Origin of the sequence: Streptosporangium sp. NPDC006007 (assembly GCF_040614315.1) — a bacterium.
GTDB lineage: Bacteria > Actinomycetota > Actinomycetes > Streptosporangiales > Streptosporangiaceae > Streptosporangium.
The window spans coordinates 20,232-40,394 of the sequence record NZ_JBEXUG010000033.1; the positions used below are offsets into that span (position 1 = coordinate 20,232).

Annotated in this window: 19 protein-coding genes; 12 read left to right on the forward strand and 7 right to left on the reverse strand. The window is 68.9% G+C overall.

Annotated elements, in window-relative coordinates:
* Positions 1 to 66: 66 nt before the first annotated feature.
* Positions 67 to 195, reverse strand: coding sequence for a hypothetical protein (locus ABZ194_RS22785; protein WP_355599014.1), 129 nt, complete (start codon positions 193 to 195; stop codon positions 67 to 69).
* Between the two features lie 626 nt (positions 196 to 821).
* Between ABZ194_RS22785 and ABZ194_RS22790 the strand changes: the two genes are divergently transcribed.
* Positions 822 to 3,746, forward strand: a complete 2,925-nt coding sequence (locus ABZ194_RS22790; RefSeq protein WP_355599015.1) for a peroxidase family protein — start codon at positions 822 to 824, stop codon at positions 3,744 to 3,746.
* A 19-nt stretch (positions 3,747 to 3,765) separates the two neighbouring features.
* Complete coding sequence (locus ABZ194_RS22795; RefSeq protein WP_355599016.1) at positions 3,766 to 4,692, forward strand: hypothetical protein; 927 nt, start codon at positions 3,766 to 3,768, stop codon at positions 4,690 to 4,692.
* A gap of 87 nt (positions 4,693 to 4,779) precedes the next feature.
* Here ABZ194_RS22795 and ABZ194_RS22800 read toward each other — a convergent pair whose 3' ends face one another.
* Complete coding sequence (locus ABZ194_RS22800; protein WP_355599017.1) at positions 4,780 to 5,184, reverse strand: ATP-binding protein; 405 nt, start codon at positions 5,182 to 5,184, stop codon at positions 4,780 to 4,782.
* 156 nt (positions 5,185 to 5,340) lie between these two features.
* Between ABZ194_RS22800 and ABZ194_RS22805 the strand changes: the two genes are divergently transcribed.
* The 5 genes from ABZ194_RS22805 to ABZ194_RS22825 all read left to right on the forward strand — a co-directional run bounded on the left by ABZ194_RS22805 (position 5,341) and on the right by ABZ194_RS22825 (position 9,211).
* Positions 5,341 to 5,649, forward strand: a complete 309-nt coding sequence (locus ABZ194_RS22805) for an antibiotic biosynthesis monooxygenase (protein WP_355599018.1) — start codon at positions 5,341 to 5,343, stop codon at positions 5,647 to 5,649.
* Positions 5,646 to 6,851, forward strand: coding sequence for a helix-turn-helix transcriptional regulator (locus tag ABZ194_RS22810; RefSeq protein WP_355599019.1), 1,206 nt, complete (start codon positions 5,646 to 5,648; stop codon positions 6,849 to 6,851). The genes ABZ194_RS22805 and ABZ194_RS22810 overlap by 4 nt, the downstream gene beginning before the upstream one ends.
* 475 nt (positions 6,852 to 7,326) lie before the next feature.
* Positions 7,327 to 7,851, forward strand: coding sequence for a DUF4145 domain-containing protein (locus ABZ194_RS22815; RefSeq protein WP_355599020.1), 525 nt, complete (start codon positions 7,327 to 7,329; stop codon positions 7,849 to 7,851).
* A 200-nt stretch (positions 7,852 to 8,051) separates the two neighbouring features.
* Positions 8,052 to 8,198 carry a hypothetical protein gene (locus ABZ194_RS22820; RefSeq protein ID WP_355599021.1) on the forward strand — a complete coding sequence of 49 codons (147 nt, stop codon included), beginning with the start codon at positions 8,052 to 8,054 and terminating at the stop codon, positions 8,196 to 8,198.
* Between the two features lie 212 nt (positions 8,199 to 8,410).
* Positions 8,411 to 9,211 (forward strand): DUF4190 domain-containing protein, encoded by an 801-nt coding sequence (locus ABZ194_RS22825; RefSeq protein ID WP_355599022.1) that lies wholly within the window; start codon positions 8,411 to 8,413, stop codon positions 9,209 to 9,211.
* Between the two features lie 94 nt (positions 9,212 to 9,305).
* On the opposite strand, the gene ABZ194_RS22830 is transcribed toward ABZ194_RS22825, so the two are convergent.
* The 5 genes from ABZ194_RS22830 to ABZ194_RS22850 form a co-directional block, all read right to left on the reverse strand.
* Positions 9,306 to 10,046 (reverse strand): GntR family transcriptional regulator, encoded by a 741-nt coding sequence (locus ABZ194_RS22830; RefSeq protein WP_355599023.1) that lies wholly within the window; start codon positions 10,044 to 10,046, stop codon positions 9,306 to 9,308.
* A gap of 111 nt (positions 10,047 to 10,157) precedes the next feature.
* Positions 10,158 to 11,120, reverse strand: a complete 963-nt coding sequence (locus ABZ194_RS22835) for an NAD(P)-dependent oxidoreductase (RefSeq protein WP_355599024.1) — start codon at positions 11,118 to 11,120, stop codon at positions 10,158 to 10,160.
* A 97-nt stretch (positions 11,121 to 11,217) separates the two neighbouring features.
* A complete protein-coding gene (locus ABZ194_RS22840; protein WP_355599025.1) occupies positions 11,218 to 11,865 on the reverse strand; it encodes a hypothetical protein in 648 nt (215 codons plus the stop codon).
* Positions 11,866 to 12,069: 204 nt separating this feature from the next.
* On the reverse strand, positions 12,070 to 13,518 hold the full coding sequence (locus tag ABZ194_RS22845; RefSeq protein ID WP_355599026.1) for an aldehyde dehydrogenase family protein: 1,449 nt from the start codon (positions 13,516 to 13,518) through the stop codon (positions 12,070 to 12,072).
* Positions 13,515 to 14,666 (reverse strand): mandelate racemase/muconate lactonizing enzyme family protein, encoded by a 1,152-nt coding sequence (locus ABZ194_RS22850; RefSeq protein WP_355599027.1) that lies wholly within the window; start codon positions 14,664 to 14,666, stop codon positions 13,515 to 13,517. The genes ABZ194_RS22845 and ABZ194_RS22850 overlap by 4 nt, the downstream gene beginning before the upstream one ends.
* 268 nt (positions 14,667 to 14,934) lie before the next feature.
* Between ABZ194_RS22850 and ABZ194_RS22855 the strand changes: the two genes are divergently transcribed.
* From ABZ194_RS22855 to ABZ194_RS22875, 5 genes are read left to right on the forward strand one after another with little or no spacing between them, the layout of a single operon-like run.
* Positions 14,935 to 16,266, forward strand: coding sequence for an MFS transporter (locus ABZ194_RS22855; protein ID WP_355599028.1), 1,332 nt, complete (start codon positions 14,935 to 14,937; stop codon positions 16,264 to 16,266).
* Entirely contained in the window at positions 16,263 to 16,781 is a 519-nt protein-coding gene (locus ABZ194_RS22860; protein WP_355599029.1) for a pyridoxamine 5'-phosphate oxidase family protein, read from the forward strand. Before ABZ194_RS22855 ends, ABZ194_RS22860 begins: the two co-directional genes overlap by 4 nt.
* Positions 16,774 to 18,018, forward strand: a complete 1,245-nt coding sequence (locus tag ABZ194_RS22865) for a M20 family metallopeptidase (protein ID WP_355599030.1) — start codon at positions 16,774 to 16,776, stop codon at positions 18,016 to 18,018. Before ABZ194_RS22860 ends, ABZ194_RS22865 begins: the two co-directional genes overlap by 8 nt.
* Entirely contained in the window at positions 18,015 to 19,229 is a 1,215-nt protein-coding gene (locus ABZ194_RS22870; RefSeq protein WP_355599031.1) for an aminotransferase class V-fold PLP-dependent enzyme, read from the forward strand. Before ABZ194_RS22865 ends, ABZ194_RS22870 begins: the two co-directional genes overlap by 4 nt.
* Complete coding sequence (locus ABZ194_RS22875) at positions 19,226 to 20,068, forward strand: amidohydrolase family protein (protein ID WP_355599032.1); 843 nt, start codon at positions 19,226 to 19,228, stop codon at positions 20,066 to 20,068. Before ABZ194_RS22870 ends, ABZ194_RS22875 begins: the two co-directional genes overlap by 4 nt.
* Positions 20,069 to 20,163 lie beyond the last annotated feature (95 nt).

Below are 20,163 nucleotides of genomic sequence, written 5' to 3' on the forward strand. Positions count from 1 at the left end.
CCGCTTGGATCGGAAGGAGACGGCGGGCATGGATCGGCCCCGGCCGTACGCCTTCTTGTCTTCTTCTCAGCCGTCGCCGTCCGGATGCCTGTTCGCATCCAGGAGCTCCTCCAGCCGCTCACGCTCGGCCTCGGTCAATTCCTGCTCGCCTCTGTCCAGCGACTCGGCTTTTGCATAGTCAGCACCGCGACCCATGAGGATCGCCTCCCTTCGGATGTGGTTCTCACGATTCCCGAGAAAATGCCCAATGAAAACAATGAGGGGTGCATATGCGGCAAAAGATCGATCCACATTCCGGATCAGACGCCGGCCGGCCGAGCGGCCGGGGAGGACGTCCGTCCCAAGACCCGGCCTCGGGCGCTCCGGGAATGGGTAAGCGCACAGAACCGTCCCCCTTCCCCGGGTGAAGAGTCACCGTGCTTCCGGTAAGAAGGGCGACATTCTTTGACGGGCTGTAAGTCTTTGAAAAAGATAATATTTCAGTCGCTTGTCCCGGTATTGCCCGGTTCTGCTCTTGTCTCATGGATGATGGAATGGCGGCGTGTCGGCGGAGTGAACGGCCGGCACGCGTTCCCGCCGGCCGCATCGGTGGTTCACGCACCGCCCCGCGCACGTGCGAGTTCGTGCTTGTGTTCGTCTCCGGTGTTCCAGGCGGCGACCGCCTGATTTCCCCAGAACGGTCGGCCCTACAGCAGAGGGCCGCTTTATCGCCGGTTCCGGTGAACCACGGAAACGGAATCACGGAATCACGGGAGGAGATTTCCGCGTCGCGCCCGAAAGCTCTCACGACCGATGAGGGCGAGCACCGGCAGGAGAGCCACATGTACGAGACCAAGCGGCACGAGCGCCCTGCCGGCGAAGCTCCGCCGGCGCCCGAGACACCCGCGGCCGAGCAGTACGAGCGCTATGTCGGCGGTACCCCCGAAATCGAGCGGACGATCTTCGAGAAGCTCGCCCGCGACCTCATGCTGGTCCAGCTGAAGATCAAGAAGCGCAGCGGTGCCGCCGGCATCGAGCGGACCTTCCACGCGAAGGCGAACCTCGGCGCCGAGAACGCCAGACTGAGGTTTCACCCGGGCCTTCCCGAAGACCTGCGGGCCGGCTTCGCCCGGCCCGGTGCCGAATACCCGGTCATCGTCCGGCTGTCCAACGAGAGCGGCGTCCGCCGGCCGGACTTCGCGCCTGATCTGCGAGGTGCGGCACTGCGGATACAGGTAGGGCCCGATCAGGCCCATGACCTTCTCATGGCGAACCATCCGGTCCTCCCCACGCGGAACGCACGCGAGTTCGTCGCGTTCGCGCGGGCCATGGCAGGCGCGGACTCGCCCCTGCGCAGGGGGATCGCGCTCTTCGCCAAACTGCCCATGGCGGTGGGCTGGTCCAACGCCGCGCGCATGCGGCGGAACAGGACCGCGGGAACCAGGCGCAAGGTGGGCAGCCTCGCGCTTGAGACGTACTGGAGTCGCGGCGCGATCCTGTGGGGGGACGCCGGACCCGTGCGTTACCGGCTCCGTCCCGCCACGGGTGCCCCGGCGGCACCCCCTCCGTCGCGGAGCGATCCCGACTATCTGGGGCATGAGCTCTCCACGCGGCTGGCAAGGTCGGACGTCGTCTTCGAACTGTGCGTACAGCGCTACGCGGACGCCAGGCGCACGCCCATCGAGAACGGCGCGGCCGACTGGAGGGAGGAGGACGCGCCCGTCATCCCGGTGGGCACGCTGACGATCCCGCGGCAGGACCTTGACACCGCGGACGCCCGCGCCGTCGCGCTCCGGGTCGACCGGCTCGCGTTCGACCCGTGGAACACCACGGACGAGTTCCGGCCCCTCGGCAACCTGGACCGCGCCCGCAAGGCCGCCTACGAGGCCGCCGGTGCCCATCGCCAGGGATATCGGTTCATCACACCGCGGCCGAAGCGCAACGTCGTCATCGGCGGGCTCCTGGAGATCGGATTCCGCGCTCTCAACCGGTTCGTCCCCTGGCACAGGCTGCCGACCCGGCTCGGACTCCTCAATCTCGAAACGTTCCGGCAGGTGCTGCGCGGTCACAACCTCATCGACACCGAGATACACGAGGCCGTGCCGAAGGCCCATCCGGTGCCCCCGCCCATCGACGAGCACCTACGGGTCAGGCGCAGCTACGACGGCACCTACAACGACCTGTCCGCGCCGATGATGGGGGCCCTCGGCTCAGCCTTCGGCCGCAACCTCCCACCCGTCTATCGGCCCGATCTCTTCGACACGCCCAATCCGGTGACCGTCAGCAGGGAACTGCTCCACCGCGACACCTTCATCCCCGCACGGTCGCTGAACATCATCGCCGCCGCGTGGATCCAGTTCCAGGTGCACGACTGGGTCAACCACAAGCGCTACCCGGCCGGGATGAAGAGCGTCGAGGTGCCGCTGCCGCCCGGCATGACCTGGAGCAACACCCCGGGTGGAGCGCCCGGGAAGGTGATGCGTTTCGCCGAGAACGAGGGCGTGCGCCCGGACGGCGGCGCGGAGCCGCCGATCCTGTTCGCCAACACCGCCTCCCACTGGTGGGACGGCTCGGAGGTCTACGGCGAGGACGAGACCGTCGCGAAGTCCCTGCGCGAGCCGGACGGTGGCGCGGCGCTGCACCTGGAAGGGGGCCACCTGCCGTCCGGTCCGACCGGTGTACCGCTCACCGGTTTCAGGGAGAACTGGTGGCTCGGGCTCAGTGTCGTGCACACGCTCTTCGCCCGTGAGCACAACGCCGTGTGCGAGGCCCTGCGGAGCGAGTACCCCCGCATGGACGAGGACAGCGTGTACCACACGGCGAGGCTCGTCGTCTCCGCGCTCATCGCCAAGATCCACACTGTGGAGTGGACCCCCGCGATCCTCGCGACCGAACTGATCGATATCGGGCTGACGTCCAACTGGGAGGGACCGCCGAAGAACTGGCTGACCCGGCTGGGGGTGTGGCTGGTCGACGCGCAGGCGCTCACCGGTATCCCCGAGACCCTGCCCGACCACCACTCCGCGCCCTACTCGCTCACCGAGGACTTCGTCACCGTCTACCGAATGCACCCGCTGATCCCGGACGACTTCGAGATCGCCGACCACCGGTCCGGCCGCACACTCGACACCCTGGGGTTCAACGACGTGCGGGGCGCCGCCACGGAGGCCCTCATCCGCAGGGCCGGGCTCACGAACTCGCTCTACTCGCTCGGCATCGCCCACCCGGGTGCGATCACCCTGAACAACTACCCGCGCGCGCTCCAGGCGTTCGAGCGGGACGGAGAGATGATCGACCTGTCCGTGATCGACATCGTGCGTACCCGCCGCCGGGGCGTTCCGCGCTACAACGACTTCCGCGCCGGTCTCCACAAGCCGCGCATCCGGCGCTTCGAAGACCTCACCTCCAACCCGGAGACGGTGGCACGGCTCAAGGACGTCTACCGTACGGTCGACGACATCGACACGATGGTCGGGCTCTACGCGGAGAATCCCCCCGAGGGCTTCGGCTTCAGCGACACGGCTTTTCGCGTCTTCATCCTCATGGCCAGCCGGCGGTTGCAGAGCGACCGCTTCCTCACGGTCGACTTCAGGCCCGAGATCTACACCCCGCTGGGGCTGGACTGGATCGAGCGCAACGGCATGAAGAGCGTCATCCTGCGGCACTGTCCCGAACTGGCGGCCTTCCTGCCGAGAACGGCCGGCGCGTTCGCGCCGTGGCGCCCGACCACGCCCGACAGGCACGCTCCCACCACCAGTCGCGACTGAGAGCCGGGCCGACGTATCCGTGAAACCGGAGGTCGGGCGGGAGGGACTGAAAGATCTCCTCTCCCGGCGGCTGTTCCAGCGGCGCGTGGATTTGGTGTTGGCACTGGACCGGCAGGACCCAGCGCCTGCCGTACCGGGGGAGGACGTTCCTGACGGCACGCGGTCTGAGGCCGGGCTGCGGCGGGACTTGGCCGAGCGGCTCTGTACAGAGGTCGCCGGGATGGACCTGGACAACATCGAGGTCCGGCCGCACCGACAGCAGGTGGAGAAGTACCGCGACCCGGCTACCTGGCAGAAAGCTGTCACGCCGGAAGCACATGCAGAGGTCACCGATCGTCTGGCCGGCTTGCCGACCGCGTTCCGGGAGGACGAGAGCGGCGAGGAGGCCAAGCGCTTCGACCTGCTGGCGTTGAAGCTCCAGCTCGCCGCACTCAACCTCGAACCGGGGTTTGATCGGTTCCGCGGGCAGGTCCAGGAGATCGCTTCGGCGCTGCTGGACCAGACCACGATCCCCGCCATCAAGGCCCAGCAGGTCCTACTGGACGAGCTGACCGCCGATGAGTGGCGGCAGGATGTCACGCTGCCGATGTTGGAGCTTATGCGCCGGCGGGTCCGCGGCTTGGTCCACCTCGTCCAAAAGGTCAAGCGGGGCATTCTCTACACCGACTTCCAGGACGAGCTCGGTGATCTCACCCTGCCTATGCTCCAGGGCGTCACGCTCGGAACCAACCGGACGAAGTTCGAGGCCAAGGTGAGGATGTACCTCCGCAACCACGAGAACGAGCTCGCGGTGCAGAAGCTCCGCCGCAACCGGCAGATCACTACCCATGATTTGTTCGTCCTCGAAAAGATCTTCATTGAGGCCGGTTACGGAACCGACGAGGACGTTGAGCAGGTGACAACTGAGTATCGGGGTTTCGGCCTTGTGCGACCGACAGGATCTTGAACGCATAGCGTCTGGCTTACGGGTCGTAGAGGAACGCCCAGGTGGGGAAGCGTTCGCGGAGTGCCTGTAGGTACAGGCGAACCTGGGTCATGGGGCGGGTGGGGGTAGTTCGGCCCAGACGGTGCGGCCGGCGGCGTCGCCTTTGACTCCCCAGGCGGTGGTGAGGGCTGCGACGAGATAAAGGCCCCATCCGCCTTCGCGGTCGGGCGTGGGCAGGCCGAACGCGGCGGGGCCGCCCTGGTCCTCGATCTCCAGGTAGGCGGTGCCATCGGGTCGGCGCCTGATGAGGGCGCTGAAGACTCCGCCTGGCTCTCCCGTGCGCGTGTGCTCGACGGCGTTGGTCACCAGCTCGCTGGCGATGAGCTCGGCGTCGGGGTGATGGGGAAGGTGCGCCCTGATGAAGCGGCGGGCTTCCCGCACTTGTTCTCTTTTGCCGGGGAAGATCCGGTGCCATCTGTCTGTGGTTTCCCAGCGGGCTTGGGGTGGGGTCATATCAGCTCACCTCGTGATCATGCAGGTCAGAGAGGTTGACACTTGCTAGTCGATACTTAAAGTACGGATATAGTACTTCTCGTACAAGCCACTTGGGGTACTTGTGCCGCACAATAAGTACTGATCTCGTAGAGCCTGCGACCAAGGAGGGCGCCCATGTTCGGACTAATGGTGCGATTCACCTGTAAAGACCAGGCCAGCGCCGAGGCGTTCGACCAACTGGTCAGCCAGACCATTGAGAAGATCCGGGAGAGTGAGCCGGGGACGCTGGTATACGCCGCGCACAGAGTCGAGGGGCAGCCGCTTCAGCGGATCTTCTATGAGCTGTACCGGGACCGGGCCGCCTTCGACGCCCACGAGGAGCAGGAGCACACCCGGCGCTTCCTCGGCGCCCGTGACGATCTACTGGCCTCGATCGAGGCCGACTTCCTCCAACTGCAGGCCGGTAAGGAAACGACAGGGTGAGTACCGAATATCAACGGGCGTTGGGACGACGCATCGCACAGGAACGCAAGCGACGCGGCCTGTCACAGCCCGAGCTGGCACGGCTGATCGACCGGTCGGTGGCCTGGGTCTCCCAGGTGGAACGCGGTGTGCGCAAGGTCGACCGCATGTCGGTCTTGGAGAAGGTCGCCGAAGCCCTGGATGTGCCACTGTCGGAGTTGGCCGCCGAGGCGCCGGTGGTCGCCGCCGTCACCGAGGAGACACCGGGCACGGCGGGCCTTCGCCTCCTGCTCTCAGGCGCGCATTCCCTGCGGGCCATGCTGCACTCAGCCCCCGTCCCGCCCATCGAAGAGATCAGGCCGCGAGTCGATCGGGCCTGGGAGCTGGCACATGAGAGCCGGTACGTGGAGCTGACCGAACTGCTCCAGGGGCTGGTGCCCGCGCTGGAGACCGCAGTGCGGTCAGCTCCCGAGGACCGTCGGGCAGAGCTGTTCGAACTGCTCGCCGCGGCTTACCAGGCGTGCTCGGCCGCACTGGCCAAGCTGGGTGAACCCGAGGCCGCGTGGATCGCCGCCGACCGGGCGATCATCGCGGCGGAACGGGCGGGTGACCCGCTGATGATGGCGGCCGGCGCCTTCCGGCTCGGCTTCGTCTTCCTGGGGGCACGGCACTTCGACCAGGTGGAGGAGACGGCCCGTACGACCTCGGACGCACTGTGGTTCCTGGCCGATCAGGGCAAGCCCGAGGCCATGTCACTGTGGGGCGGTCTCACCCTGCAGCGCGCGGTGGCCGCCTCCCTGCTCAACGACGCCGACACCGCCTACCAGCACCTCGCCAAGGCTCGCGAGATCGCCGAACGGCTCGGTGACGGGCGCAACGACTACAACACCGAGTTCGGCCCGGCCAACGTCGCCCTGCACGAGGTGGCCGTGGCGGTCGAACTGGGCGACGCCGGTCATGCCCTGCGGGTCGGGACGGCGGTGGACGCCTCCGCGCTCTCCAACGAGCGCCGGGCCCGGCTCCAGATGGATCTGGCCCGCGCACACGCCCAGCGTCGTCAGGTCGACGAGGCGGTGGCCACGCTGGCGGCGGCCGAGTCCATCGCGCCAGAGCAGGTTAGGAACCACCGAATCACTCACCAGCTGGTGTCCGATTTGCTGACCATGCAGGATCCACCCTCCCCTGAGCTGCGAGAACTCGCTGACCGGGTTCAAGAGCACTGACCTGGACCCCGGTCAGTGGGCGCCCCGTGAGCTCCGGCACAGCTTCGTGTCGCTGCTCTCGGACAGCGGTGTCCCTCTGGAGGAGATCTCTCGACTGGACGGTCACAGCAGTACGGCCATGGCGGAGCTGGTCTACCGGGAGCAGATCCGACCCGTCATCCAAGAAGGTGCCGTGGTCATGGACCATATCTTCAGGCTTCCCTGAAGCAGGTCTAGGAGACGAGAGGGCTTCGCATGGCTTCCGCCCATGGGTGTCACCTTCGTGGACGGAAGCCATGCGAGGTAAGTCGATAGACCACCTGGGAAGCTAGGCCTACGATCAGCCACTATGGCAACCGCGATATGCCCTCACTGTCGGGTCGCTGCGCACTTTATCCACCAGTACAGCTACGAAGTTGGCGGAGAAAGTGAATACGACAGACAAAACGTAATCATGTACTCATGCGCGCGCTGCGGCATGCCGATTGTCCGATTGATGGATGAGGGCAAGCTCGTGGCGCATTGGCCTGCTGCGTCGGTAGGCCACCTTCGGTACCCAGACGTCCCAGAGAGCATCGCCGACCTCGCACGCGAAGCACACGCCTGCCTGATAGCAGGTGCCACGCGAGCAGCCGCGTTGATGGCACGGAGCGCCGTCGAGGCCGTCGCCAAGGACAAGGACTTCACTAGCGGAAACCTCATGCAGAAGATTGACCGACTTCACAACAGCGGCCACATCTCACAACTGATCGCTGAGGCTGCCCATGAAATCCGATTCGCTGGCAACGAGGCCGCTCACGGCCCCCTAGACGTAGAACCCACAAGTCAGGAGGACGCAGAGGCGATTACCCGGCTCATGGACAAGATCCTGGAGCGTGTCTATCACGAGCCAGCGGAGATCGAGTACATCCGCATGAAACGCACGCTTGGCCCGACTGCGGGAGAAAGGCATCCCGACTACGCTTCTGACGCTTTCGGCGGCCTACCCGAAGCTACATGGGTCAGCAAGTCGCCCTTCTGAGACGGACTCGCGGGCCATAGTCGCGCAGTTAGACACGCAGAAGCCCTCTACGGGAACCGTAGAGGGCTTCTGAGCTGGAGCCGCCTTGGGGAATCGAACCCCAGCCCCCTTCATTACGAGTCAGCGGCATGTCCCGGGTCGGAGGGCTCACGCCCTGGTGACAGTAGATGCGGGCCGGTGGTGTGTGATCGCGTAAGACGATGTTGCTGTACCGCGCCGCTGTAGTGCTCGACGGGGCGGAGATCACCGGCCTGATCAAGAACCGGCTCAAACCCCTGCGGTACCGGCCCGACCTGCTGAACGGTTTAATCGCCGAAGTCGGGCTGATGAGCTCCAACCCGGCATAACCCCCAGCTTTCTTGCTCAGTACTCGCACCCGGACACGAAAAGTCCGCTCCCACTGTCTGGGAAATATGAGTGCGACACCCATCCCCAACTTCCCACTTATTGGGACATATGGGATTAAAGACTACACAAGTTAGAGTAGGGGGAATGTGACCCGGTAGTTATGAAATACGCATAAGCTGTCGCTGTTTTCGGAACGATCCAAGGGGCAGGCATGCACGGTCAGCAGTCTCCTGGCTTCCAGCAGCCATACGGGTATGGCCAGGGCGGATATCCGCATTACGCACCTCCACCGCCCCCTCCGCGCACCAGTGGCTTGGCCGTCGCATCCATGATCCTCGGAATATTCTGGATGTTCGGCCTGGCCAGCCTTCTCGCGGTCATTTTCGGGCACGTGGCCATCTCCAATATTCGGACAACCCGAGCCAAGGGTAAGGGGATGGCCATAACGGGGGTAACCCTGGGCTATGTGGGCCTGGTCATGATGTTGCTGTTCGTCGCCATTCCTGTTTTCGTCTCCGGCTCGGCCGACAACGCCCCGGCGGCGATCGCGACCGAGAGCAGCAACAGCAACAGCAACGAGGATGAGGGCGCGGAGGATGAGACCGCAACCACTCCCCCTCCCACCAAAGCGGTCTTCAAAGCGGAGGACTACCGGCAGGTCTCCGCCAGAGGCTTTGCCAAGCTGGCGAAAGACCCCGACGCGTACATCGGGAAACACTTCATCGTCTACGGCGAGGTGACGCAGTTCGACGCCGCCACGGGCAGTGAGGGATTCCTCGCCGACACCGGCCCGATCAAACAGCAACCGTCGTACGGGTTCGTCAACTTCGGACAGAACGCCGCCTTCGCCGGCTCGAAGTCCCGGCTCTCCGACGTCGTCGAGGACGACCTGTTCCAGGCGTATGTAACGGTGCTGGGCAGCCTCAGCTACGAAACGCAGATCGGCGGCAACACGACTGTTCCGAGTTTCAACGTGGACCGCATCAAGGTCTACGGCAGCACCAAGAACTAGGCCGCCGCGACATTCCCATAGGACGTATCGCGTGACCGTCACCGGCCTCATGGATCCGAGTTACCGGCCTGACCGGTCGACAGGCCTGACCGGGTCATCCGTCTTTCGGGGCGTCATCGGCCTGCCGGCGGCCGGCGTCCGCCGAGGGGGACCGGTCGGCCCCGGCGTCGTCCCGCGAGACACCCTGGGCGTGGAGCGTGTGGCGCAACCGGGCGATGTGGGCGCGGGCCCGCTCCTCGGCGAGCTGCGCGTCCCTGGCCGTGATCGCCTCCAGGATGAGGCGGTGATCCTCGACCGCGAGGCAGGGGCCCGAGGTCACGGTGGTGGTCAGCATGGCGAGCTGCACCTGGCCCTGGATGTCGTCGAGCAGCCGCAGGAGTTCGGGGTTGTTCGCCGCGGACCTGTTGAGCTGGTGAAAGCGCATGTCCAGCTTCATGTGCCGCGTCGTGTCGCCCGCCGTCACGGCCCGCTCGTGCTCCTGGTGGGTACGGGTCAGTTCGGCGATGAACTTCTCGGACCCGTGCAGCACCGCCAGACGCGCCGCCAGACCTTCGAGAACCTCGCGGACCTCGTACAGCCGCACCAGATCCGGCAGTTCCACCGTGGCGACGACGGCGCCTCGGCGCGGTTCCTCCCGGGCGAACCGTTCCTGTGTCAGCCGGACGACGGCCTCCCGGACAGGGCTGCGGCTGACTCCGAGGCTCTCGGCGAGCGCGGGAATGCTCAGCTTCGAGCCCGGCGGGAGCACCCCCGCGCAGATGGCGTCGCGTAGCCTCTCGTAGACGGCGTCGCCGATCCGGATCCGCTCCGACAGGGAAAGCGGCACCAGGGTCACATCAACCTCCAGACCGTGAGGGCGGCAAGCCGTCGCTCGTCAATCGCCGAGCCTTGACCTTCGCGTGCGCGGGTGCACACGACCGCTCCGAGGCCGGGACGTCGCGCCACATCAGATGCCCCCGCGTTCACCGGTCGCCGGTGCGCGCTCCGCACCGCTGACCGTTACCGCGTAGTCGTTGATCGAGCGAGCCAGGTCGAAACGCGGCCGGATCCCGAGTTTAGTGGCAAGGGTGGTGTCGACGAACGGGATCCCCAGCCTGGCCGGCTCGGGCCGGACCTCGATCCTGGCCGTGGGAAAACGTTTCCGCACGGCCTCGGCGACGTCGGCGACGGAGGCCCGGTATCCGGAGACCTGCACGACCGGTGCCGCCGTGTCGAGTTCGACGAGGGTGAGCAGGGCCCCGCTCACATCCCGGATATAGATCAGATCCCATGCCTCGGCCGGTGCCGCCACCGAGACGGCCTCCCCGCGTACGGCGTGCGGGACGAGGTCGCAGAGTCCGGACTGGATGCCCCGGTACTGAACGCCCGGCCCCCAGACCATGGTCGGCCGCAGGGCGTTGATCTGCATGCCGTACTCGGGGGCGAGAGCCGCCGACAGCCGCTCACCGAGCACCTTGGTGGCCCCGTAGACGCTGGCGGGTCCGACCAGCGCGGACTCGTCGACCGCCTCGGCCGGGTACATGCCCGCCCGGCCCAGGACGGTTGTCGACGAGGTCCATACGAGCTTGTGGATTCGGTGCTGACGGCAGAGCTGCATTGTCAGCAGGAGCCCGCCGACGTTCACCCTGACCGCGGCGTCGGGGTCCGCCTGAGCGGAGGTGAGGAGTCCCGCGCCACCCGTGCCGAACGCGGCGAGATAGACGACGGCGTCCGGCTCCGTCAGGCTGAACACCTCGGCGAGTTCCTCGCGCCGGGTCACATCGGCGACATGGATCTTGAGCTGCTCGGCCAACCGCCACGCCCGGGGCGGGCGCCGGTCGACGATCGTGACCTCATGGCCGAGTGCGACGGCGTCCTCGGCGAATGCGCGCCCGAGGAAACCGGTACCTCCGATTACAAGAATGTGCATGTCGCTCCGTTTCCGAATCCCGCCCCATCCCGCTCTCCGTTGTCACTCTCTCCGTCCCCGGACCGCACCGCAGGCGGCCTCAGGCGGAGGGGCGCCCTCAGTGGAGAGCGGTGTCGCGGTACCGGGCCGCGGCGGCCGCGACGGCGGGCCAGTCGCGGCGGGCCGCGGCCTCACTGTCGAACAGGCCGACGCCCACACCGACGGAGACACACCCCACGTCGAAACACTCCCGCGCCAGTGCCGCCGTCACCCCGCCCGAGGCGAGGAGCGGGATGTCTCCCAGCGGCTCACGGACCTGCCGGATGTAGGAGGAGCCGAGGGTACCGAGCGGGAACACCTTGACCACGTCGGCTCCGGCCCGCCACGCCCGCTCGATCTCCGTGGAGGTCATGGCGCCGGGAACCGAGAGGAGTCCGCGCGCCTTCGTCGCGGCGATCACCTCGGGGTTCGTGCTGGGAGAAATGATCAGCCTCGCCCCGGCGTCGGCGACCTCGTTCACCTGATCGACGGTGCGGACCGTACCGCTGCCGATCAGGGCATGGGCGCCGAAGTCCTTCGTGAGCCGCCTGACCGCCTCGACCGGGCGCTCGCTGTTCATGGTGACTTCGAAGGCCGTGAACCCCGCGTCCATCAGGTGCTCGGTGGCGGCGCAGACCTCGTCCGGGGTGAACCCCCGGTAGATGACCACGAATTCGGGCACCTTGCCCGCCTCAGCTGCCGCACCCGCCACGTTCTGGTCGGACATCGCGTTCTCCTCTCCTACGGTTCTCCACCGCCGGCTCCCCCGGCAGGCTCCTGCAGTCGGTCTCCACACGGTCCCCGGGCCGGTTTCCGCGCTCCGTGCGGCCGCCGTACGCGGCCCCTCCCGCCCCCTCCCGCGTCCTTCCGGGCGATCGGTCCCCATGACCGGCCCGGACGGCCGGTTCAGGGGGGACGGCCGGTACGGATGTCACACCGCCGAGTTCACGGCGACGGTCTGGTAGCAGAGGAACTCCTCAAGCCCGGCGTGTCCGCCCTCACAGCCGACGCCACTGTGCTTGAGCCCGGCGAACGGCACCTGCGGCGTGTTCGGGGTGCCCGTGTTGACACCGACGATTCCCACCTCAAGCCTCTTGGCGAACTCCGTGGCCCGGTGGGTGTCGGGTCCGGAGACGTAACCGGCCAGCCCGTGCTCCAGGCGCCGGGTGGCGCTGAGGACCTCGTCGAGGTCGTCGTAGGCCAGCACCGCCAGGGCGGGGCCGAAGGACTCGCCCTGCACCGCCGGGGAGTCGAAACCGGGATCGACGACCACCACGGGAGGGGCGAAGAACCCGTACCCGGGGGTCGGGCCGCCGAACCGGTGCACCCGTGCGCCGGACGCCTCGGCGTCCGCCGCCAGCTCGTCGATCCTGGTGGGGTCGCCGGGCAGCGCCAGCGGGCCGAGGGTGGTGGCGGGCTCAAGGGGGTCGCCGAGCACGAGTGAGTCCGTCGCGGCGAGGAACGCGTCCAGGTAGTCGTCGAAGCGGCGGCGCGGCAGCCAGACGTGGTTGGCCGCTATGCAGGACTGCCCGTTGTTGCGGTACTTCGCCACCATGAGCTGCTCGGTCGCCGACACGGGGTCGGTGCCCGGCAGGACGACGAAGGGGGCGTTGCCTCCCAGTTCGAGCACGGTCCGCTTCATTCCGGCGGCGGCCTGTCCGGCGATCTTCATACCGACCGCCGTCGAACCGGTGAACGTGACCCCGCGGACCCGCCGATCGCGCATCCACGCCTCGTCCAGGACTCCGGCGGGCACCACGACGGTGTTCAGCACTCCGGCCGGAACGTGCCGATCGACGATCTCGGCCAGTGTGAGACCGGACAGGGGGGCGACCTGGGACGGTTTGAAGACGGCCGTGCATCCGGCGGCGAGCGCGGCGGCGATCTTACGGGCCGGGATGGAGAGGGGGAAGTTCCACGGGGTGACGACGGCGACGACACCGAGGGGACGCTGCCTGACGTGATGGGTGATGCCGGGGACCGTGCTCCAGGTGCGGCCGTGCCGGGCCGCCGCGACGTCGGCGAACCAGCGGAGGAACCCGGCCGACATCCGGACCTCGGCCTCCGCCTCCGCCAGGCGCTTGCCGGTCTCGCGGCTGATCACGATGGCGAGGTCCCTGGCCGTGTCCTGCCGGACGAGGTCGTCGGCGATCCGCCGCAGTGAGGCCGCGCGGGCGTCGTCCGCCAGGTCCTGCCACCCGGTCAGGGCCGCGTCCGCGGCGTCCACGGCCCGGCGGGCCTCGACGAGCCCGCCGCCGGCCACGCGGGCGAACTCGGTACCGGTCGCCGGCTCGTGGACCACGACCGGCCACGGCTCTTCGGGGTCGGCCACGCGCCCCGCGATCCGCAGTGCGCTCTGGGCTTGCATGGAAACGGTCACGGCTGCTCCTCGCAGATGTCCAGGGCCTCGGGGACGAGCTCGGCGCCGAGCCCCGGGCCGTCGGGAATGACGATCCGCCCCGCCACCGGGACGGGGGGGTTGACGATCAGCGGATCGCGGAGCGGGTTCTCACGGACGTCGTACTCGACCGTGGTGACCGCCGGTGACCACGCGGCCAGCTGGAGCGTGGCGAGGAGTCCCACCGCGCCGCCGTACAGGTGCGGGGCCACCGCCGTGCCGTACGCCTCCGCGATCCGGCACACGGCGAGGGCCTCCGACAGTCCGCCCATCTTCGTGATGTCCGGCTGGATCATCGCGATCGCCGGCGAGGCGGCGAAGCGGGCGAACTCCCGCCGTCCGTAGATGTTCTCGCCGGTCGCGATCCGCCACCCGGTGCGCCGGTGCAGGGCTTCGAGGTCGTCGAGGTCGTTGCCTCGCAGGGGCTCCTCGACCCATTCCACCCCGAACTCGTCGAGGATCGGCGCCATCGCCACCGCCTCGCCGAGTGTCCACGCCTGGTTGGCGTCGACGGATATCTCGGCTTCCGGCCCCACCTCGGCCCTGATCTCGGCCAGGTTGGCGGCGTCGCGGTCCCGGCCGAAGCCGACCTTCACCTTCATCGCCCTAAATCCGGCCTTGCCCACGCCCCGGGCCTGTTCTCCCACGTCCTCGGGGCCCAGGCTGCTGGCGTACACCGGGATCTCGTCCCGGATCCGGCCGCCGCCGCAGGAGGCGATGGAGACGCCGGCCTCCTGGGCGTGAAGGTCCCACAGCGCCACGTCCACGGCGCTGATGGCCTGCCATATCGGACCCGGCGCGCCCCACTGGCGCGCCAGTGGCTCCAGTCGCCTCACCAGCAGCTCGCCGATCCTGCCGATCTCGCGCGCGTCCGCCCCGACGACCAGCGGCAGCACACCCTGCCGAAGGGTGGCCAGCCGTTCCGCGGGTGCCCAGGACGGGAAGTTGGCCCAGCTCTCGCCGCGTCCCGTCCGGCCGTCCGCGGTGCGCAGTTCGAGCAGGATCGTGGTCCGGCAGGCCAGCGGCGCGAACGACATGGCGATCCCGTCCGTGACCTGCCCGCGCAGAACGCGGACCCGCGCATCGACAACATGTGCTCCCGTTCGGCGGGAACCGTCGAGGAGGTTCATGGCACGTGATGCTCCTTCGTCTGTCGGGCGTTCGCGGCGGGGATCACCGGCGATGGTGAGCGGCCGGGATCACCGGCGGTGGCAAAGTGGTCATTGACAGCTCTTGGCTCAGAAATGCATTCTACATGTAACATGGAGCATGCAATGTGGTCGAGGGGTTCCGATTCAGCGGATGCTGGAAGGGGGCCCAGACGGGCGCCACCACCCCACGACGGGGCATGCTCCCCCTGCGGACCTGGGAAGGTAATGGTGTCCGGTGACTCATCCGGTGACTCATAAGTCGTCCATCAGGACAGTCGTAACCGCATGCATGGCCGGCAGTGCGGTGGAGTGGTACGACTTCTTCCTCTACGGCATCGCCTCGGCCACGGTGCTCAACAAGCTCTTCTTCCCCAACTTCGACGCCGGCGTTGGAACGATCTTGTCGTTCTCCACGTTCTTCGTCGGGTTCATCGCCCGCCCCCTGGGCGGTCTGATCTCCGGCCACTTCGGCGACAAGATGGGGCGCAAGTCGATCCTGGTGATCACCATGGTCGCGATGGGCGCGGGCACCTTCCTGATGGGGTGTCTCCCCACCTACTCCTCCATCGGGATCCTCGCCCCGATCATGCTGGTCTTCCTCCGCTTCGTGCAGGGACTCGCCGTCGGCGGTGAGTGGGGCGGCGCCTCGGTGATGACCATCGAGCACGCCCCGCCGGACAAGCGCGGCCTCTACGGAGGTCTGCTGGCCGCCGGCTCGTCGATCGGCCTGCTGCTGGCCAACGCCGTCTTCCTGCTCAGCTCCAAGCTCACCCAGGACGACTTCCTCGTCTGGGGCTGGCGCATCCCCTTCCTGGTGAGCATCGTCCTCGTCGGCATCGGCTACTACATCCGCCGCCGCCTGGACGAGACCCCGGCGTTCACCTCCGCCGAGAGCCGGCAGGCGACCTCGCGGACACCCTTCATCACCCTGCTGCGCACCAACCCCAAGGTGATGCTCCAGGCCATGGGCGCCAAGGTCGGCGAGGCGGCCCAGTTCAACATCTTCGTCGTCTTCGGCCTCAGCGCGATCGCGATCTACCAGGTCGAGCGGGACACCTACCTGGTCGGCACGATGATCGCGGCGGCGATCTCACTGGCCACCGTGCCGTTCGCCGGGGCCCTGTCGGACCGGTACGGCCGCAAGAAGATCTACTGCATCGGGCTCATCGCGCTGATCGGCCTGGCCTTCGGGTTCTTCCCGCTCGTCTCGGTGGGCGCGGACTGGGCGGTGTACCTCGCGATCACCCTGAGCTTCGCGGGAGTGGGAGCCGCCACGGCGGGTATTCAACCGACCCTGTTCTCCGAGATGTTCAGCACCGACGTCCGCTACACGGGCGCGTCCGTCGGATACCAGTGGGGCGGGACGATCGGCGGCGGAACCGCGCCCCTGGTCGCCACCGCGCTGATGCAGGCGACCGGCTCGGCGATCTGGATCGCGGTGTACGCGGCCGGACTCGCGATCATCAGCCTCATCTCGGTGGCCACCACCCAGGAGACGTTCCGAAAGGACCTGAACGCCGCCGGCGCCAAGACGCCGAGGCCCTCCGCCACCCTTGACACCTCGAAGGGAACACGGTGACCCCTGATCGCGAAGCGACCCTCGGCGCCGGAACCAAACCGGGCGCCCTGAGCCCCGACGAACTGTCGGAGTTTCTCGCCCGCCCGCTCATCGCCAGGGTCGCCTCCGTCCGGGCGGACCAGTTTCCCCACATAACCCCGATGTGGTTCGAGTGGGACGCCGGGCGCGTCTGGGTCATCAGCCGCTCGCGCTCGGCGATCGCCGAGCATGTCCGGGAGAACCCCCGGGTATGCGTCTCGATCGCCAGCGACGAGCTGCCCTACACCCGTGTGACGATCCGCGGCCATGCCGAGATCATGAACCCGGACGGGGCGGACGACGAGTGGGTCGCCCGGCTGCACACGATGACCGGCCGCTATGTCGGCACGGTGGACAGCGGCTACGCCGACCGCACCGAGCGGTTCCCGCGCTGGCTCATCGCCGTCACACCGTTGAACCTCACGTCCTGGCGCGGCGGCGGCTGGGCCAAGAGATATCTCAAGGACACGAAGGACGGTGGAGTCGGCGATGCGTGAGCGGGCCGGGCTGCTCGACCTGCTCACCGACCTGGTCGCGGCGCGCAGCGTCAACCCCCCGGGCGACGAACTCCAGGCCGCCCGCGTCCTTGAGGCGCACCTTCGGGCGGGCGGCCTGGAGGCGGACGTCCAGGAGTTCGGTCCCGGCCGGGCGAACCTGATCGCCCGGACGGGCGACCCCGGCGCGGGCCCCCGGCTCGTACTCTGCTCGCACCTCGACGTCGTGCCCGCGGGGGACGGCTGGAGCGGCGACCCCTTCCGGCTGACCCACTCCGGCGACCGGCTGGAAGGGCGCGGGGTCTGCGACGCCAAGGGGCAGGTCGCGGCCATGACGCGGGCGTTCATGCGGCTGGCCGCGCGGCCCCGGCTCGGCGGCGAGATCGTCCTCGCCGCGGTCGGCGGTGAGGAGGCCGGAGCCACCGGCGCCAAGGCGCTGGTGGCGAGCGGGTTCACCGGCGACGCCGTGGTCATCGGCGAGCCGACCGACATGCGGGTGTGCACGGCCCACAAGGGACGGGCCGAGATCACGGTACGCGTCACCGGCACCGGAGGGCACGCCGCCGCCGTACGCGAGCTCGCCCCGCCGACCGCGCGCCTGCCGGAGGTCCTCCTGCGGCTGGAGCGGCTCGCCGACGAACTGGCCACCAGACCCCATCCGCTGCTCGGTCCGCCGACCCTGGCGGTCACCCGCGTGACCGCGCACGGGGCGAACACGGCCACCGTCCCGGAGGAGGCCACGCTGATCCTGGACCGGCGGCTCGTGCCCGGAGAGTCCCACGACCAGGCGCACGAGCAGGTACGGCGGGCGCTGGACGGCCTGGCGGGCGTCGTGGCGCGGACCCGGCCGGGCGCGTCCCCCGCCGAGCAGGACGCCGGCCACCCCCTGGTGGCCGCCGCCCGTTCGGCCACCGGCTCGGACGTCACCGGCGGGATCGGGTTCCCGGCCACCTGCGACCAGTACGTCTTCGCCGGGACGGGCGCCGCCTGCGTGGTGCTCGGCCCGGGAGACCTCCGGAGGAACCGGGCCCACGCCGCCGGGGAGCACATCACGCTGGGATCGCTGATGAGGGCGTCGGCGGTCTACGAACACCTGGCCCTGACCTATCTGAACGGCACCGTTCCCGGCGAGACCGTCCCCGGAGGTCCGGGCGAGACCACCTCCGGGAGTCCGGGCGGCACCGGCCCCGAGACCCCGGGCGAGACCACGCCCGAGACGGCATGGGAGATCTGGAGATGACGGCGATGAACCCCGAGGAACCACTGCTCATGGTGCCCGGCCCGGTCCCGGTGGCCGCCGAGGTTCTCGCCGCGGCGGCGCTGCCTCCGGTGTTCCACCACGCCCCCGGCTACTACCGGCTGTTCGACGAGACCCGGGCGATGCTGGCCGAGATCCTCGGCTGCGCGGGTTCCGTGGAGATCCTGCCCGGTGGTGGCCGCCTTGGGCTGGAGGCGGCGATCCGGACCAGCGTGGCCCCCGGCGACCGGGCCCTCCTCTGCTCCAACGGCTTCTTCGCCGGCTGGCTGGAGCAGATCGCCCGCCGTACCGGCGCGGACGTCGACGTGCTGCCGGAGCCGCCCGGATCACCGGCCGACGCGGCGGCCGTACGGGCCGCCCTGGGCGAGGCGCACCGGGAAGGGCGCCCGTACCGGCTGGTCCTCGTCGTCCACTGCGAGACCGCCACCGGCACGGTGACGCCGCTGCGCCCGCTCGGGGAGGCCTGCCGCGAGTACGGTGCCCTCCTGCTGGCGGACGCCGTCTCCTCGGCCGGTGTCATCCCCCTCGACATGGAGTCCGACCTCGTCGACCTGTGCGGAACGGCCTCCCAGAAGGGGCTCGGCTCCCTGATGGGGCTGTCGATCGTCGGGATCGGGGCGCGGGCCCGCGCCGCGTGGGCCGAGGAGTCCCGGGCGACGTGTGACAGCTTCGCCCTCGACCTCACCCGGTGGCGGGCGCGCCCCGACGCCCCGACCGCCGGATATCCCGTGGTTCCGGCCCCCTCACTCGTCCGGGCGCTGCACCGCGCCGTCCGCCTGCTGCTCGACGAGAAGCCGGAGGCCCGCTTCGCGCGGCACGACGCCGCCGCGGCGGCCGTCCGCGACGTGCTGCGGGGCGCGGGCCTGAAGCTGTTCGGCGACTCGCCGACGTCCGGGCTGACCACGATCGAGATGCCCGCGGGGCTGTCGGCGGTCCGGCTCCAGCGGCGGATCCGCGACGAGCACGGGGTGCTCGTCGCCACCGGGATGGGCGCCGACGCCGACCGGCTCCTGCGGATCTCGCACATGGGCCTGCAGGCCCGCAGGCAGCCGCTGGAGCGGACGCTGCGAGCGGTGTTCGACGTCCTGGCCGACGAGGGGGCGTCCGCGGTGGGCGGCGCTCCGGTGAACGCGGCTCCGGTGAACACGGTCGTCGACCTGCCGGACCTCGACATCACCGGGACGGGCGCGTGATCGACGGCCACACCCACGCGATCTCCGCCGCCCGCCGGGCGGCCGGCCCCATCCCCGGCGGCATCGAGATCCCGCCCCGGTGCACAGCGGAGGACCTGCTCGGCACGCTCGACGAGCACGCCGTCGACCGGGCGGTCGTCGTCGGCGTCGTCGAGGACGAGCCCTATCTCGCCCGGTCCCTGCGGCGCCACCACGACCGGCTGCTCGGTGTCGGCCTGCTGCGCCCGGAGTTCACGGCGGATCCGGTGGACGAGCTGCGACGCCAGGTCGACGAGGTCGGCGTGCGCGGGATCCGGCTGCGCGGTCTGGGCCCGGCCGGAGCGCCCGACGCCGAGGCGCTGCCGCTGTTCCCGCTGCTGCTCCGGCTGGAGGAGCAGCGCCTGCCGCTGTGGCTGCTCGCCGGGGACGACCAGCTCTCGCTGCTCGCCCGGGTGCTGGATCTCGTTCCCGGTCTGACCGTGGTGCTGAACCACTTCGGAGCGGCCCCCGCCCGGCACCGGGCCGGTGAGACCGGCCCGCCGCGCCTGGCACCCGTCGACGACGAGCGGATGGCCCAGGTGCGCGCGCTGGCCCGACACCCAGGCGTCCACGTCCTGCTCTCCGGGCAGTACGCCCTGAGCGCCGGCGGGCCTCCCCATGACGACCTCGTCACGGCCGCGCGGTCACTTCACGGGGCGTACGGGGCCAGGCGGCTGATCTGGGGGTCGGACTTCCCCTTCGTCGCGGGGGCGGACTACGCGGCCCAGCGCGACTGGGTGGACCTGGCGCTGCCGTACCTGTCGGACGTGGAGCGCGAGTCCGTGCTGGGCGGCAACGTCGCCCGGCTGTTCCCAGACTGACCGCCGGGCGGAGCGGCGGGCGGCCCCGCGTCTCGGTGCCGAGAACACGTCACCGCGGAAATCAGGTCCTTCCTCCCATACGGGGAGTTGACTTC